This is a genomic window from Thermocrinis ruber (assembly GCF_000512735.1).
Lineage (GTDB): Bacteria > Aquificota > Aquificia > Aquificales > Aquificaceae > Thermocrinis > Thermocrinis ruber.
This window is the reverse complement of record NZ_CP007028.1, coordinates 467,993-483,820: the sequence shown is the minus strand read 5'-3', so window position 1 is coordinate 483,820 and position 15,828 is coordinate 467,993. Positions and strand designations below refer to the sequence as shown.

Below are 15,828 nucleotides of genomic sequence, written 5' to 3'. Positions count from 1 at the left end.
TTAATAAATTATCCCCTACCCACATCCCTTGCCACACCCCTCTTACTGCTCTGTAAAAACTCCACCAACTTTTTAACCTCAGGACTGTCTGGAAACTCGCTGAGGACCTTTTCTATAGCTTCCTTTCTCAAAAGACTGCTTCTGAAGATTATGCGGTAAGCCTTCTTTAGGATGTTTATGGTTTCCTTTGAAAAGCCCCTTCTTTCCAAGCCCACGGTGTTTATGCCGTAAAGGTGGGCATGCTGTCCGGACGCCCGGGTAAAGGGTGGCACGTCCAAAGAAACTCCAGACACACCGCCAACCATGGCATAGTCTCCTACCCTTGCCCACTGATGGACTGCGGAGAGCCCACCTATGAAGGCATACTCCCCTACCTCCACATGTCCACCCAGGGTAGCACAGTTTGCCATTATGGCTCCCCTTTTCACCACGCAATCGTGGGCTACATGGGTGTACGCCATTAGCATAACATCGTCCTCTATGATGGTCTTTCCGATCCCAAAGGGTGTGCCCCTGTGGATGGTGGCGTACTCCCTTATGAGCACCCTGTTGCCTATTATCACTTCCGTATCCTCTCCTTGGTATTTCAGATGCTGAGGTTCCTCTCCTATTATGACACCGTCGTAGATTTTGCAGTTTTCCCCGATTTGGACCCTTCCCTTTATGCTAACCCTTGCACCCAACTTGGTGCCTTTGCCTATTCTGATGCTCCCCTCCAACAGGCAAAAGGGACCTATCTCAACATCCTCTTCCAAGTGCACATCTCCCAAAAGGATCGCAGTTGGATGAACCTTTATCATCGGATTACTCCCAAAAGAAATTTTCTAAGCAGGTTTAAAGCCAGTTGGGTTGCCAAAAAACGGTTTTCGTTCCTGCCAAGTTTGAGCACGTGCCTTTCCACTATAACTTCCTTGTCTGTGCTCAAGGCTATGTAGGTCAAGCCCACAGGCTTTGTGGGGGTTGCCCCAGAGGGACCCGCTATGCCAGTGATGGCAATGGAGATGTCTGCGTCCGTTTCCTCCAGTGCGGATATGCACATAGCCCTGCAAACCTCCTCAGAAACCGCACCATGCTTCTGTAATAGCTCTCTTTCTAAGTTCAAAAGCTTTGTTTTTAGTTCATTGGAATAGACCACAAAGCCACCCAGAAAGTATTGACTACTGCCCGGCACGTTCACAAGCCTTGCGGACAAGAGTCCTCCAGTGCAACTTTCTGCAACCGCAAGTTTTAAGCCCCTTTCTTTTAGAAGTTCTCCCACAACTTCTTCCATCTCCCTTCTGTCATCCGCATAAACATAAAAGCCAAGCTCTTGCCGTGCCCTCCTCCAATCCTCCTCACTGTCAAAGTATATGTCTATACCACCCAACCATTCATAAACCCTTGGATAGTTGAGTTTTTCCCTCTCCAAGCCAAAGGTTCTTAAAATATAGCCCTCTTTAAAGGAGTCTTCACACACCCCCACCCTCATTCCAAAACCTCAAACCTGTAATAGGGCTCTTTGGCAAAACTTCCCACGCTGTGCCCAGGGTCAAAGGGCTGAAATTCCTCAAAGGAAAGGGGCACATAAATTACATCCTCCGCCACGTTGGGTGTGATAACCACTTCAAACTCTCTTCCTCTTAGGGTTAGTTTGCTTTTCACTCCCAGCTTTCTTGCGGTTTTTTCCGACATGTATGCCCTTTGGTGCTTTTCCATGTTGTGGGTCCAAGGGTTCCAGTGTCCCAGCTCATCCACCAAACCGTTGGAGGTATAAAGCACTATTCCTTCCTTTAACCGTCCACTTGCAGGCTCTTCTTCAAGGGATGGCAGTTTTAAGGGTGTCCCCTCAAAGCCGGGCTCCACCTTTAAAAATTCTTCCACCTTTACCTCAATACCAAACACTTCTCCCAAAAACGCGTAGGGAACTACCGCACCCTCCGGTTTTTTTATAGCCTGTGGGCAAAAATAAACCCTTCCAAAGCTGTTTCTGTACGCTATAAAGTCCCTCTCAGAAAAGTTGGCACTGCCCACCACGAGGGTAGAATACTGGGAAGTTAAGTTTGGAAACAGGGTAAAATGCACCGAAAACTTCTCTTTTATTCTTTCCCTGACCTCCTGCGGAAGCTGAACCAACGGATTTCCAAAGAACACAAAGCTATCGTAGTCCTCTATGCTATCCACAAGATCCCTAAGTTCCTTGGCGGGCAGCGGCATAAGGTCTCCCACAAAGCTGTAATCTACCCCGAAGCGTCTTTTTAGCCTGTAAAGGATGCTGAGAACTTGGTTTCTGAAGGGTGAGGCAAGGAGGTCTGTGCACACCAGCAGGAGGGTTTTTACAAGGTGCATAGCTTTCTTTAGTTCCACCACCAGAGGGTCTGTGTGCTCTGGCTCCAGAAGGCTGTTCATAAAAGAAAGCTGTTTTATAGGGTTCAAAAGTACCTGCCTTTTAGCCTTGGCACACAGGGTAGCATACCGGGAGCTAACGCAGACAAGGTGGGCAGACTTTTCCACCGCATCCACCAGATATCTCATAGACATAACCTCAGAGAATACAGGCTCCGCCTCCCAGCCAATTATGAGCATATAGTTCTGCCATTGGTTGAAGAAGACCTCCGAAGGATTGTAGCCCAGCACGGGTGCATCCACGAAAACATCTCCCAATTGCCTTGCCAGAAGATACTCCTCAAGGCTTGAAAGATGTCTGTCTAAAACTATGGCAACTTTTCCCTTAAGGTGCTCCTTTATTAGCTCCTTGGCTTGTTCTTGGGAGATGTTTAAAAGTTCTTGTCCCTGCCACAGGTAAAAGCCCAGTAGCCGGAGAGGATTTTGGGCAACCTCTTGTAGTAAGGTTATACCTTTGCTACAGAGGCTTCCCATACCCTTTGGATCCGCAGGATGTCCATAAAGGTCTATGGGCTTTCCTTGGGCTTTATACAGCACATAGCCGCACCCACAACCACAGCCCGCACACTGGCTAACTACCTGCTCCTCAAAGGGCTTTCTTGTTAGTGGAATAGAGGGCGGTGTCATTGTAGGGAGTAAATTTTAATATACATCTGGTGTGAAATTCAAGAAAGCTAAATGTCTGTTCAATATTAGAACATTCTAATATCTATACTCTAAAAGTTATCCTTTGAAAATTTCTATGGCTAAACAAAAACCTTTGAATTACCATTCAAACCAGAAGGAGGTGCAAAAAATGGAGCTTACCAGAAGGACTTTCCTTAAGGCTTCTGGATTGTCTGTTGGTGCCAGCGTGGCTGGTGTTTTGGGCTTTGATATAAAGCCCGCCTTAGCAAGGGTTCAGGAGTTGAAAATTTCTAAAGCCAAGGCAGTTAAGAGCATATGCCCTTACTGTTCTGTGTCCTGCGGTGTGCTCATATACAGCCTTACGGATGGCGCAGCGAACGTAAAGCCGAGAGTGATCCATGTGGAAGGGGACCCAGACACGCCCGTCAACAGAGGGACCCTCTGCCCCAAAGGTGCTACTCTTAAGGACTTTATAAACTCTCCGAGGAGGCTCACAAAACCCCTATACAGGGCGCCTGGTTCCAAAGAGTGGAAGGAGATCAGTTGGGACGAAGCCATAGAGAAAATGGCAAGGCTTATAAAGGATACCAGGGACAGGACCTTTATTGAAACAGACCAAGAGGGTAGGGTGGTAAATAGGTGCGAGAGCATCTTTTGGCTGACGGGCTCCATAATGGAAAACGAGGCAGCTTACCTATGGATCAAGCTGGGCAGAATACTTGGCTTAACAGCTTTAGAGACGCAGGCACGAATATGACACGCACCCACGGTGGCCAGTTTGGCCACAAGGTTTGGCAGGGGTGCAATGACCAACTCTTGGGAGGACATAAAGAACGCAGATGTTGTGTTTGTTATGGGAGGGAACCCGGCTGAAAACCATCCATGCGGTTTCAAATGGGCAATAAAGGCAAGACAGGAAAGGGGTGCAAAGATTATATGCGTTGATGTGCGCTACACAAGAACTGCAGCGGTCTCGGACATATTCGTTCAAATAAGACCCGGTTCCGACATAGCCTTTATGGGTGGTCTGATAAACTATGTTCTCCAGAACAAAAAATACAACGAAGAGTATGTAAGACACTTTACCAACGCCACCTACATAGTGAAGGACACCTACAACTTTGACCCCGAAACTGGACTTTTCTCCGGCTACGACCCAGAGAAGAGAAGGTATGACACCAAGCTTTGGGATTATGAAAGGGACGAAAAGGGCATGGTCAAGAAGGATATGACCATGGAACATCCAAGGTGCGTCTTCCAACTCCTCAAGCAGTTCTATTCAAGATACACGCCGGAGGTTGTGGAAAAGATAACGGGTGTTCCAAAGGAAAAGTTCCTGGAGGTGGCAAAGATCATAGCGGAGACTGGTGCGCCAGACAAATCCATGACACACCTTTACGCCTTAGGTTGGACCCATCACAGCTGGGGCACGCAGGTGATAGGTTCTATGGCGATCCTTCAACTGCTTTTGGGCAATATTGGTGTGCCCGGAGGAGGAATAAACGCACTCAGAGGACATTCTAATGTGCAGGGTGTGACGGACTTGGCGGGTGAGGGTAGGTTCCTGCATGGCTACCTCAGACCACCTAAACCCGAACAGCAAACCCTAAAGGATTACATTGAAGCGAACACACCCAAGCCTTGGGACGAAGGCTCCATGAACTACTGGTCCAACTACTCAAAGTTCATTGTCTCCCTGCTAAAAGCATACTACGGAGATGCGGCCACTCCCGAGAACGACTTTGCCTATCACTTCCTGCCAAAGCAGGATAAGGTCATTGCTTGGGATGAAGCCATTGACAGGATGTATAGAGGTAAGATGGAGGGTTTGGTCTCTTTGGGTGTGAATATTCTGGCTAACACGCCCAATGTGAATAAGACCGTGGAAGCTCTGTCCAAGCTCAAGTGGATGGTGGTGGTGGAACTCTTTGAAACAGAGATGGCGTCCTTCTGGAAGCAAGCCAAAAACCCAGAGGCGGTAAAGACGGAAGTTCTGCTCTTGCCCTCCGCCCTCTTTGCGGAGAAGGAGGGAACAAAGACTAACAGCGGAAGGCGTCTATCTTGGCAATACAAGGCGGTGGACCCACCCGGGGATGCCAAGTCTGAATACTGGATCGCAGGAAGGCTTTACATGAAACTAAAAGAACTCTACCAAAAGGAGGGTGGCAAATTCCCCGATCCAATACTGAAGGCACGCTGGCCCTATAAGAACCCCTACGAGCCCACTGCGGATGAGGTTCTTGCCCTGGAGATAAACGGCGTGGCTCTTGCGGACTTGACGGACGATAAGGGTAATGTGGTGGTGAAGAAGGGCGAAAGATTGCCCAGCTTTACCATGTTGAGGGATGACGGAACCACCGCCTGCGGTATGTGGCTATACTGCGGAGTGTATCCTCAGTCTGGAAACAGGGCAAAGAACACAGACCTATCCGACCCCTCTGGGCTGGGCATATATCCCAACTTTGGCTTCTCTTGGCCCGCCAACAGGAGGATCCTATACAACAGGGCCTCTGCAGACCCAACGGGTAAGCCTTGGTCTCCTAAGAAGAAACTGCTCTGGTGGGACGAAAAGGAAGGCAAGTGGGTTGGGCACGATGTGCCAGACATAAAACCCGACCTGCCACCAGAGTATGGTCCCTTCATAATGCTACCGGAGGGTAGAGGCAGGCTCTATAACTTCTTCCTTGCGGACGGACCCTTCCCCGAACACTACGAACCCTACGAATCGCCCGTCCAAAATGTGTTACATCCTAAGACCTCCACCAACCCAGTAGTTAAGATCTATAAGTCTGAGCTGGACCTTTTGGGAACCCCCGACAAGTTCCCCTACTGTGCCACCACCTACAGGCTTACTGAGCATTTCCACTTCTGGACAAAGCATGTATATGGGGCTTCTGTTCTATTCCAGAAGATCTTTGTAGAAATACCAGAGGAGTTGGCTAAGGAGCTTGGCATAAAAGAGGGAGATAAGGTCAGGATCGTGACCGCAAGGGGTTCTGCGGAAGCCTACGCCCTCCCTACCAAGAGGATCAAGCCTCTGATCGTAAACGGTAAAAAGGTCTATACCGTTGGCATACCCATTCACTGGGGCTTTGAGGGCTTTGTGAAGGGTGCCCTTGCCAACTTGGCAACGCCCTATGTGTGGGACCCCAACTCTCAAACGCCCGAGTTCAAGGGGTTCCTATGCAACATAGAAAAGGTAAAAGCATAAAGGAGGTAATGCAATGAGCACAGTTACCGTTGGAGGAACTGTTGGAGCAGGGCTAAAGCGGGTGTCTGCCTCCAAGGCACCCGCGGAGGTAAAGTCCGCGGACAGGTTAGCCATATTGGTAGATGTTTCCTCCTGCATAGGATGTAAGGGTTGTGAGGCGGCATGTGCCCAGTGGCACGACCTTAAGCCCCCACTTTTACCGGAGGAACAGGCACCAGTGGGATATCAATCCTATCCGGACCTAATGCCCAGCGTATTTATGATGATGAAGTTCAGGGAGGCGGAAACAGAGAAGGGGCTAACCTGGTTTATAGCCAAATACCAATGCATGCACTGTGGGGACCCTGGTTGTCTAAAGGCTTGCCCTTCGCCGGGTGCGGTTATTCAATACCAAAACGGCATAGTGGATTTTGACCATTCCAAGTGCATAGGCTGTAAATTCTGCCTTTCAGGCTGTCCCTTTGATATTCCAAGGTACGACGCCAACAACAAGCCGTGGAAGTGCAACTTCTGTGTGGATAGGGTCTCTGCGGGGCTTGAGCCTGCCTGTGTGAAAACCTGTCCTACCAACTGTCTGCACTTTGGCACAAGGGAGGAGATGCTACATAGGGCTGAAAAGATCGTGGCACAGCTAAAGCAGAGAGGCTTTGAAAATGCGGCTATATACGACCCACCCGGTGTGGGAGGAACTGGATACATCTATGTTCTACCCCATGGAGATAAGCCGGAGATGTATGGGCTTCCCAAAGAGGCGAGTATATCTCCCCTTGTTAGCCTGTGGAAGGGTCCCGTAAAGCTGGTGGGAAGCGTGATCCTGTGGGCTTCTCTGTTGGGTGCCTTCCTACAGCTAATACTCTTTGGACCCATAAAGGTGGGTAAGAAAGAAAAGAAGGAGGAGTAAGCCATGGAACACACAAAAAACCTTGAGGATGTGGAAGTTCAAAGGTTCTCAGCCTTTGAAAGATTTATACATTGGCTTGTGGCAATATCTTTCCTGTATCTGTTTTTCTCGGGTCTTGGTATATACTCTCCCAAGTTTAGCTGGCTTTTGACTGTGCTGGGGGGTAAGGAGTTTTCCGCATGGCTACATCCCATTGCTGGCATCGTCTATTCGGTGGGAGTGTTCTTGATGTTCCTCAAATGGGCAAAGGATTTTATTTTGGATGCGGACGACATAAAGTGGCTGAAGGGCGTAAAACACTACATAAAGGGAGAGGAGGAAAAACTGCCAGAGGCGGGGAAATATAACGCAGGGCAAAAACTCTTTGGGTGGATCGTGTTCATAGGAAGTGCGGTGTTCCTGATTTCTGGATTGGTTATGTGGTTTCCGAATAGCTTTTCAATAACCCTGGTCAGGTGGGCTATATTGTTGCACGAAATTGCCTTCATAGTGGTGGGTGCGGGCTTTATAGTGCATGTTTATATGGGAACCATTGGGGTGCCCGGTTCTCTGAGCAGTATGATAACTGGGAAGGTATCCGCCCTTTGGGCTGCCTCACATCATCCCAAGTGGTTTAAGCAAATTATTGGGAGGAGAGAGCCATGAGGGCTTTAAAGCTTTTGACCGCCGCCCTGGCGGTCCTTCCAACTTTTACACTTAGCCAAGAGTTGAAAGCGTCTGCAGAGCTCATAAATCAAAAAGGTGAAAAGGTTGGTAAAGCTGAACTGATACAAACCAACTCGGGAGTACTAATAAAGTTGGATGTTAAGGGACTTCCCCCCAACGCAGAGCTTGCCCTTCACATACACGAACTTGGAAAATGCGATCCGCCGGACTTTATGTCTGCCAAAGGACACTTTAATCCCTTCAACAAAAAACACGGGCTCTTGAACCCTGAGGGACCACACGCAGGAGACATGCCGAACGTGTTTACGGATGCCAACGGCAACCTGAGGGTGCATGTTCTCAACACCTTTGTGACCCTTGAGCGTGGAAAGCCAAACAGCCTCTTTAAGGAAGGAGGAACTTCCATCATGATCCACCAGCATCCAGATGATCACAAAACAGACCCAGCGGGACATGCGGGACCAAGGATCGCCTGCGGAGTAATAAAACAATGAGCATTGTGAGGTTAAAAGAAAGAGAATACAGCATAAGCAGACTACAGCACCTAAAGGCTAAGCACCCGGAGGCGGAGGAAATTCTTAGCTTTATGGAAAAGGTCCTCCGGTGGCAGTTAGACTTTTACGAAAAGCTTGAAAACAAAGGGGAAAGCAACTGGAGAAAAGGCTTAAAAGAATTTTATTCCCTATTGGAACTCTGCATAAGCTACGGCTCTGAAACCCTTAGGGAAACCGCGCAAAGTTTGATGGCTTTGGGTAAAGAAGAGATAGAAAAGCTGATAGCAGAGTTTCTCAAGGAGAGGTGGGCACCGGAGGAGGAGAGGTTCATATTTTTGTCCTTTTTGAACCCTTTTTTCTCCATAATGGCTGAAAGCACGGACGCAGACCTCAAAAATTGGCTAAAGGAAAAGTGCCCCGTATGTGGCTTTCGTCCCTCCGTTTCTTACATTATGGATACGGAGGATGTGGAAGGGGGGAGGTATCTGAGTTGTGTGCTGTGCAATACCGGTTGGCTATACTACCGGACCAAGTGCCCAAAATGTGGAAATGTGGAGGATGATCACTTTGAATACATCCACGAGGAAGGGAACAGGTATGTTCAACTGCATGTTTGCAAAAAGTGCAACACATACCTAAAGGTAATAGACCTAAGGGTTGATGGATTGGCGGTTCCCCATATTGACGACCTTGCCACATTAAGTTTAGACCTCTGGGCAAGACAGCAGGGCTTTGAAAGGTATGAAAAGAACCTCTTGGGTTTATGATAGACAGGCGGTTTCTTTTAAAGTTCTTGAGTTTTTCCTTTCTGGCGAGGGCTAACGTGGAAAAGGATATCGATGTGTTCGGTTGTAAGCTAAAAAGGGATAGGCTCTACAGAATAAACGAAGACAGGATGATCTTTCAGTGGATAAAAAAGGAGGGAAAGAACATTTATTCGGTGGGCTTTACACCCATCCTTTCAGCCCTTGTGTATCCCCTTTATTCGGTAAAGATCAAGCCGGTGGGTACAGTGGTGGAATACGATGGAAACTTAGCGGTAGTGGAGGCGGGCAAGAGAGTATCCACCTTTCCCTCTCCCTTGGGTGGGAAAATAGTGGATAAAAATTCCAAGCTTGAAAAGGACCCAAGCCCCCTGATCAGCGACCCTTACAACGCATGGCTCGTCAAGGTTGAATCTGAAGATACGGAAAGCCTCAAAAGGCTCAAAAGGGCTGAGGAAGTGGTGGATACCATAAGGCAGTTTATAATAAGAGAACAAATAGAGTGTTTGCCAAGGAAATAGGGAGAGCGTGGCAGGCTGGTGCCGCCCCGGGACTTCAAATCCCGTGAGGGGTTGCTCTGGCAATCCCTGGAGGGTTCGATTCCCTTGCTCTCCCGCTATGTTTTAATAACTTCCAAACCTTCGCCCTCCTCAACCCAACCTACATGCCGCAGGCTAACCTTTAATTCTTTAGCTAAAGCAAGCACATCTCTTTCTCTTTCTTTGGGAACCGTAAAAAGAAGCCCGCCGGAGGTGGTAGGGTCCGATAGAAGGATCAGCTCCCATCTTTCCAAGCCGGAGAAACTAAGGGAGGGCTTCACAAAGTTAAAGTTATCCACCGCACCCTTGGGATATATGCCCATCTTCGCAAAGTGGGCAGACTGCTCGTAAAAGGGCACCCTTGAGAAGTCTATTATTAACTTTACTCCCGATTTTTTGGCTACATTGTAGGCATGACCCAAAAGCCCAAAGCCGGTTATGTCCGTGCAGGCGTTGGCATTTACCCTTAGGGCAAGCTCGCCCGCTCTATCGTTCAAAAGTAGCATGTTTTGAATTGCATCCGGGATATCTTTCTCTTCAATCTTCCCTTCCTTTATAGCCTTGGTTAGTATGCCCACGCCTATGGGTTTTGTGATGTAAAGAAGGTCGCCGGGTTTGGCTCCACTCTGTGTTAAGAGCTTTCCAGATGGGCAAACTCCAAAGACCGCCAACCCAAACTTGGGCTCTTGGTCGTCTACGGTATGACCGCCCAAAAGGACAGTCTTTGCCTCCCTTAGTTTGTCCGTGGCACCCCTGAGCACCTCTTTTAAGACCTCCGAAGAAAGCTGGCAATGGTTAAAGCCAAGCACCGCAAGGGCTGTTAGAGGAACTCCTCCGGTGGCGTATATGTCGCTAAGGGAATTGGCGGCGGATATAGCACCCCAAAGGTATGGGTCATTGACTACGGGAGTTATAAAATCCACCGTATGCAAAAACACTGACCAATTGTATTCATATGCCCCCGCGTCATCTCCCATACCCAAAAGGGTATGCTCATCCGTGTATGGGTTTAGCCCCGCCAGGAGCTTTTCTAGGTCCCCCGGACCTACCTTAGCCGCTCAACCGGATGCCCTGACAAGCTTCAAAAGTTCCATCTTTTCAATTTTTATACAACCTCTACTCTATACTTGGATTGTTCAAAGGTCAGCTTATATTTATCTACCAATTTCCCAGAAACCTCCGCTATGGGATACATTAACTCGTTTATAGTCTCCCTACTGCTCAAAGGAGGCTCGGGTTCAAAATCCCTTGCGTAGTTAAAGGCAACCCAATGTAAATCCCATCCACCGAACATAAATTCCCTAATGAACTTTACCCTCTCATCTTTTATACTATCTATCTTTTCCTCAAGTATAAACTTCCTTACATCTGCCGGGTCTGCAGGTACCCACTGTCCTAACCAGAACTCAGCTCTACAGTGTTGTGCTTTTGTTGCATCTCCCGCTACATCAGATATGCCCTTGGATAGGGATGATGCTTTAACCCTAATGCCAAAGATTTCCCTTGCGGGAATTCCGGACGCTCGGCAAAGGGCTACAAATAGGGAATTTATATCCGTGCATTTTCCACCAAAGTATCCACTTTCCAGCATAGCCTTTACATCCCCAGTGCCACACCCCAAAACTTTGGGGTCCCTAAAAGTATTATCCACTACCCAATCGTATATAGCCCTAACTTTGCTGTAATCTGTGCTAAGACCCTTGGTGATTTTATTCGCATACTCTTTAACTATTCCATCGGTGGGTATATGTTTGGTAGGTTTGAGATAAAGGGCAACCTCAGAAGGTATGTGGGTATTGTTCTTTGGTAATTTCTTCAGATCTACATTCCTTGACCAAAATTCCACATCAAATATAACTTCCACCTGCTTTTCATTCTTATCGGGAAACTCCAAGTATAGTATGGGTGCCGAATATACCGCATCTTTAGTAAGCCTACTCAACGAGTGAGTGCCTTTTATTTCCAAGCTTAACAACCTTTGATAATCTGTATTCATAGGTACTGGTAGCCAAAGCCTAACTTTACCCTCGTAGGGAAGCTTGGCAGAATATATCAGCTTCGCCCTTTCTTTTTTGGTTGAAGAAAAGGAAAGCTGAGGAAAGTTAAGAACTGAAAGGGCAAGACTGCTTACAGAAAGCTTAATAAAATTCCTCCTGTCCATTTTACAACCTCCATAATTTGATTTGTACTAAGATTAATCAGCCAGAAAAAATTTTTCATCAGAAAGTTTGGAAGGGTGTCCGCCTTTTCGTTTGAAAATTTAGAACTCTAAACCCTTAAGCACCGAAATCAGAGGCTTTATATCCTCCTCAAGGACCGTTCTCATGTCAAGCAGTAGCAAGTCATCCCTCAACCTGCCAACCACTGGAGGCTCCTGTTTTAACAGCCACTTGTATAACTCTTGAGGGCTAATCCTTTGATGCTTTATTGCCACGCAATAGGTAGGTAGCTTTAGCTCCGGTAGGCTTCCCCCTCCGCACACTGAGAGTTCTCTAACAATAGATACACTTAACCACTTTACATTTTTTAAGTGTTTTGCCACCTTTTTTGCTTTTTTCTTTAGCTCCTCCTCCGCTGTGGAAAGCATACGCAGGGTAGGTATCTCCTCATACCTCTCTTCCCTGTAAAGTCTTAGGGTATGCTCAAGGGCTGAGAGGGTAAGCTTGTCAACCCTGAGAACCCTGCTAAGCGGATTTTTCTTCAAGGGTTCCACAAACTCTCTCTTTCCTAAGATCAGCCCCGCTTGGGGACCGCCCAAGAGCTTATCTCCGCTACCGGAGACCAAATGCAGACCTTTCTTTATAAGCTCCTCAAAGGAGGGCTCTTCGTAATTTATACCGAGCTTTCTTAGGTCCATAAGAAGACCACTACCCGCATCATAGTAGACAGGCAGACCCAAACTCAAAAGCTCTTCCGCCTTCACTTCTTCTATAAAACCCTCCATGTAAAAGTTGCTCTTATGCACCTTCATTATCAGGGCAGTGTTTGGGCTGATGGCGTTTTTGTAATCCTGTAGCCTTGTTTTGTTGGTGGTGCCCACTTCCACCAAGATTGCCCCAGAAGCCCTCATAATGTCCGGGATACGAAAGCTTCCCCCAATTTCTACAAGCTCGCCCCGGGAGACTATAACCTCCCTGTCCTTTGCATGGGTGTTCAATACTAAAAAGACCGCTCCAGCGTTGTTATTTACCACATGGGCGGACTCACAGCCAACCAAATCTACCAATAGCTCCTCCACCAAACGCACCCTTGAACCCCTTTTCCCCTCCTCCAAGTCAAACTCCAAATTGCTGTAATGGGTGGCGATTTCTTTTATAAAGTTAGCGGTCTCCTCCGAAAGGACAGACCTTCCTAAGTTTGTGTTTATGACCACTCCAGTGGCGTTTATTACCCTCCTCAGGTTTGTTCTTTTTAGCCTTTTTAGCTCCTCCTCTATAACCAACCCAAGGTCCTCCAGATGGCTTCTTTTGCCCTCCAAAATTTCCCTTCTTACCTTATCCACCGCATTTTTTATTGCCATCCTAAGCAGTGGGCTATCTCCATGAACCTTTCCATACTCTTCTATGAGCTTGGACACCTGTGGGATCTTTCTCAAAAGCTCTCTCACTTTATGAACCTCCTAAAATTTCCCTCTCGCCTGGTGTATCCAAGGTAGTCTATGTATTCCAGAAGCGGGATCAAATACTTTCTACTCAATCCAAGCAGTGCCTTTGCCTGTTGAACCTCAAAGCTGTCTCCCAAAGACCTGAGCTTAGACAACACTTCCTTTAGGTCCTCATCAAGTATGTAAAGCCTTTCTCCCAAGCTATGAACCTTTCCCTTCCTTACTGCCAAGGGAAGGACCTCCTTGAACCTCTCCAATTCAGCCTCCTCCTTTATAGAACCCTTCATAAACTCCAAAAGTTCCCGAAAGCCCTCCAACTCTTCCAAGTTTGCCCTTCTCTCGTCTAAAATATAGCCCTCTACCAGTCTGTAGCCCTTCAGTTGAGACAGGATATACTTCAAAAGTTCCTCGCTCACTCGGAGAGAACTTTTTAACTCCTCCAAGGGTAAAAAGCCCCCCTTGGTGCTAAGGATGGCGCTTAGCTTTTCCCTTAGCCCTTCCACCACAGTGGGTGCAAAGAGTTTATCCCCTATCCTTACCGCCCCAAGCTTGCTCGGATTTATATGCACACCAAATAGAGAGCCGAGCACTTCCAAAGGGAGCCCCCTAAAACCAGCCTCAGAAAGAAAGTAAGAGATTGGGTCTTCCTTGAGGAAATCCAAACGTTCTTTTATAAATCTTTTCCTTTTTACTGTGGGCTTTGGGTGTATCACCCTATAGCTGGCACATAGCTGTCCGGACGCATCAAGGATGGGTCCCCTATCCCCTAAGATAGCACACACTGGCTCTTCCAAGGTAAGAAGATAGACCTTTTCGGAGACCTTTTTTCGTTTGAACTTTATTTCCCTCATATAAAAGAAAAGGCTCCCTTCACCCTTTGGCATTTCTCCCTCCACCTCCACCAAGAGATGCCTGCTCTTTGCAATCTGTCCCTTTTTAACAAGCACAAAGCCCCTTTCCACCTGAGAGGGTTCAACACCAGCCACCAACAGAGCCAACCTTTCCCCTTCTTTTCCCTCCTTCACAAATACACCGTGATTTTGAATTTTCTTTACTCTAACTTCAAAGCCCAAGGGTTCAAGGCTCAAACTGTCTCCCTCTTCAACCCTACCAGATAAACAACTACCCCTCAGAACAGTTCCGTAGCCCTTTACATTAAAGGCTGAATCCAAAACTATGCGTAAAAATTCAACGCCGGCGCCTGAAATCTCCTCCGCATACTCGCCTATTGTCTTCTTCAACTCCTCCAATCCAATACCGCTCAAAGCGGAGACCGCACACAGCCCATAAGCCCTTAGCCCCATATCCTTCAAAAACTCCGAAAGCTCCATTCTTGCAAGTTCTAAGGTTTCCTCATCCACCCTGTCTGCCTTTGTTAGAACCGCCACGCAGTGGTATATGCCAAAGGCTTTGATGAGTTGGGTATGCTTTATAGTCTCCGGCATTACGCCCTCCACCGGGTCCACCACCAAAAGCACACCCCTTACGCAAGCCAAACCCGCTATGGCGTTCTTTATGAACCTTTCATGACCGGGTATGTCTATGAGCTCTACCCTTAGCCCTTTCTCGGGATAGTCCAAGTATGCAAAGCCAAGGTCAATGCTCATACCCCTCCTTTTTTCCTCGGGCAACCGATCTGTATCTATGCCCGTCAGGGCTTTCACCAAGGTGGTTTTACCGTGGTCTACATGTCCCGCAATTCCCACGGGCACAAATCTCATGGGCTCACTTCCACAAAGCTACGCCTTTTTAACTCTTCCACAAAATATCTAACCGCCGGTGGCATGGGTCTCTCTTCATCAAAGACCAAGTAAAACTCCCTCTCTATGGGTTCAAAGCCCTTCACCTTTACCTGCCTTATGCCTTTGTATTTTCTGAGTGCTAAGGAGGACATAAAAGATAGAGCTTTGACCCTTTTTAGCACATCCAATATGACCTCGTTCTTATCTGTGATCATGAGAACCTTCAGCTCCTTTAGATTTATTCCAAGCTTGTAAAGGGCTTCTTCTAAAAGCCTTCTTGTGCCGGAACCCTCTTCTCTCAGAACCCAAGGCAAGGTCTTTAGGTCCTCCAAGCTCAGCTTTGGGTCCACTCCATTGCCACCTACAATGTGGATCTGGTCCCACCATAGATTTTCATACTTGAGCCTACTAAAGGGTATCTTTGCACCAACTACACCCAAATCCAACTCGCCTTTTGCTACCTTATCCACGACCTCCTTAGAATCGCTAACATAAAACTCTATCATTATCTGTCTGTTCTTAGATAGAAAGTCTGATATAAAGTCGGGAAGTATGTAGCTTCCGGGAACTGAGCTCGCCCCCACCTTTACAAGTCCCCTGTAGGAACCAGAGAGCATCTTTATCTCCTCTATTACCGCAAGCTTTAGCTCAAGGACCTTTTTAGCGTATGGGTAGAGCATTTGGGCTGTGCTGGTTGGAATGAGCTTTCTGCCCTTTTTGTAAAAAAGCTTAAGTCCTATTTGGTTTTCAAGCTGATGCAAATGAAAGCTTATGGTAGATTGGGAAAGATGCAAGCAGTCTGAACTTTCTGAGATGCTTCCCTTTTCATAAACACAGCAAAAAAGCTCAAGGAGTTTCAGGTCTATATCTAAATTCTTCACTCCTTACATATTATCCA

Annotated in this window: 13 protein-coding genes, 1 tRNA gene and 1 pseudogene; 7 read left to right on the top strand and 8 right to left on the bottom strand. The window is 47.5% G+C overall.

What is annotated here, in order from left to right:
• Positions 1 to 8 precede the first annotated feature (8 nt).
• Genes lpxA through THERU_RS02610 form a run of 3 tightly spaced genes read right to left on the bottom strand, consistent with a single transcriptional unit; the run spans position 9 to position 3,009 of the window.
• A complete protein-coding gene (gene lpxA / locus THERU_RS02620) occupies positions 9 to 800 on the bottom strand; it encodes an acyl-ACP--UDP-N-acetylglucosamine O-acyltransferase (RefSeq protein ID WP_025305736.1) in 792 nt (263 codons plus the stop codon).
• The gene (locus tag THERU_RS02615) at positions 797 to 1,468 is read right to left on the bottom strand and encodes a CinA family protein (protein ID WP_025305735.1); all 672 of its coding nucleotides are present in this window, start codon (positions 1,466 to 1,468) and stop codon (positions 797 to 799) included. Before THERU_RS02615 ends, lpxA begins: the two co-directional genes overlap by 4 nt.
• Positions 1,465 to 3,009, bottom strand: a complete 1,545-nt coding sequence (locus THERU_RS02610) for a hypothetical protein (RefSeq protein ID WP_025305734.1) — start codon at positions 3,007 to 3,009, stop codon at positions 1,465 to 1,467. The genes THERU_RS02615 and THERU_RS02610 overlap by 4 nt, the downstream gene beginning before the upstream one ends.
• A gap of 169 nt (positions 3,010 to 3,178) precedes the next feature.
• On the opposite strand from THERU_RS02610, the gene fdnG reads away from it, so the two are divergent.
• From fdnG to THERU_RS08540, 7 genes are all read left to right on the top strand, one after another.
• On the top strand, positions 3,179 to 6,220 hold the full coding sequence (gene fdnG / locus THERU_RS02600) for a formate dehydrogenase-N subunit alpha (RefSeq protein WP_084326235.1): 3,042 nt from the start codon (positions 3,179 to 3,181) through the stop codon (positions 6,218 to 6,220).
• A 13-nt stretch (positions 6,221 to 6,233) separates the two neighbouring features.
• Positions 6,234 to 7,121 (top strand): formate dehydrogenase subunit beta, encoded by an 888-nt coding sequence (fdxH, locus tag THERU_RS02595; protein WP_025305731.1) that lies wholly within the window; start codon positions 6,234 to 6,236, stop codon positions 7,119 to 7,121.
• 3 nt (positions 7,122 to 7,124) lie between these two features.
• Positions 7,125 to 7,766: a formate dehydrogenase subunit gamma gene (locus THERU_RS02590; RefSeq protein WP_025305730.1), complete on the top strand. Its 642-nt coding sequence runs from the start codon at positions 7,125 to 7,127 to the stop codon at positions 7,764 to 7,766.
• Positions 7,763 to 8,281, top strand: coding sequence for a superoxide dismutase family protein (locus THERU_RS02585; RefSeq protein ID WP_025305729.1), 519 nt, complete (start codon positions 7,763 to 7,765; stop codon positions 8,279 to 8,281). The genes THERU_RS02590 and THERU_RS02585 overlap by 4 nt, the downstream gene beginning before the upstream one ends.
• Complete coding sequence (locus THERU_RS02580) at positions 8,278 to 9,048, top strand: formate dehydrogenase accessory protein FdhE (RefSeq protein ID WP_025305728.1); 771 nt, start codon at positions 8,278 to 8,280, stop codon at positions 9,046 to 9,048. Before THERU_RS02585 ends, THERU_RS02580 begins: the two co-directional genes overlap by 4 nt.
• Positions 9,045 to 9,566: a biotin/lipoyl attachment domain-containing protein gene (locus THERU_RS02575; protein WP_025305727.1), complete on the top strand. Its 522-nt coding sequence runs from the start codon at positions 9,045 to 9,047 to the stop codon at positions 9,564 to 9,566. The genes THERU_RS02580 and THERU_RS02575 overlap by 4 nt, the downstream gene beginning before the upstream one ends.
• Positions 9,566 to 9,661 (top strand) — tRNA-Sec (locus THERU_RS08540). The genes THERU_RS02575 and THERU_RS08540 overlap by 1 nt, the downstream gene beginning before the upstream one ends.
• Here THERU_RS08540 and selD read toward each other — a convergent pair.
• From selD to THERU_RS02550, 5 genes and pseudogenes are all read right to left on the bottom strand, one after another.
• A pseudogene (gene selD / locus THERU_RS02570) lies at positions 9,662 to 10,630 on the bottom strand (selenide, water dikinase SelD); the annotation flags it as partial.
• A 59-nt stretch (positions 10,631 to 10,689) separates the two neighbouring features.
• A complete protein-coding gene (locus tag THERU_RS02565; RefSeq protein WP_025305726.1) occupies positions 10,690 to 11,745 on the bottom strand; it encodes a transglutaminase-like domain-containing protein in 1,056 nt (351 codons plus the stop codon).
• 99 nt (positions 11,746 to 11,844) lie between these two features.
• Positions 11,845 to 13,191 (bottom strand): L-seryl-tRNA(Sec) selenium transferase, encoded by a 1,347-nt coding sequence (gene selA / locus THERU_RS02560; protein WP_025305725.1) that lies wholly within the window; start codon positions 13,189 to 13,191, stop codon positions 11,845 to 11,847.
• Positions 13,188 to 14,909 (bottom strand): selenocysteine-specific translation elongation factor, encoded by a 1,722-nt coding sequence (selB, locus tag THERU_RS02555; protein ID WP_025305724.1) that lies wholly within the window; start codon positions 14,907 to 14,909, stop codon positions 13,188 to 13,190. The genes selA and selB overlap by 4 nt, the downstream gene beginning before the upstream one ends.
• Positions 14,906 to 15,811, bottom strand: coding sequence for a selenium metabolism-associated LysR family transcriptional regulator (locus THERU_RS02550; protein WP_025305723.1), 906 nt, complete (start codon positions 15,809 to 15,811; stop codon positions 14,906 to 14,908). Before THERU_RS02550 ends, selB begins: the two co-directional genes overlap by 4 nt.
• Positions 15,812 to 15,828 lie beyond the last annotated feature (17 nt).

Excerpts from the sequence above, each read along its gene's own strand:
- THERU_RS02610 (WP_025305734.1), bottom strand. The coding sequence starts at position 3,009 with ATGACACCGCCCTCTATTCCACTAACAAGAAAGCCCTTTGAGGAGCAG.
- lpxA (WP_025305736.1), bottom strand. The coding sequence starts at position 800 with ATGATAAAGGTTCATCCAACTGCGATCCTTTTGGGAGATGTGCACTTG.
- THERU_RS02580 (WP_025305728.1), top strand. The coding sequence starts at position 8,278 with ATGAGCATTGTGAGGTTAAAAGAAAGAGAATACAGCATAAGCAGACTA.
- THERU_RS02590 (WP_025305730.1), top strand. The coding sequence starts at position 7,125 with ATGGAACACACAAAAAACCTTGAGGATGTGGAAGTTCAAAGGTTCTCA.
- THERU_RS02565 (WP_025305726.1), bottom strand. The coding sequence starts at position 11,745 with ATGGACAGGAGGAATTTTATTAAGCTTTCTGTAAGCAGTCTTGCCCTT.
- THERU_RS02615 (WP_025305735.1), bottom strand. The coding sequence starts at position 1,468 with ATGAGGGTGGGGGTGTGTGAAGACTCCTTTAAAGAGGGCTATATTTTA.
- fdxH (WP_025305731.1), top strand. The coding sequence starts at position 6,234 with ATGAGCACAGTTACCGTTGGAGGAACTGTTGGAGCAGGGCTAAAGCGG.
- selB (WP_025305724.1), bottom strand. The coding sequence starts at position 14,909 with ATGAGATTTGTGCCCGTGGGAATTGCGGGACATGTAGACCACGGTAAA.
- THERU_RS02585 (WP_025305729.1), top strand. The coding sequence starts at position 7,763 with ATGAGGGCTTTAAAGCTTTTGACCGCCGCCCTGGCGGTCCTTCCAACT.
- THERU_RS02575 (WP_025305727.1), top strand. The coding sequence starts at position 9,045 with ATGATAGACAGGCGGTTTCTTTTAAAGTTCTTGAGTTTTTCCTTTCTG.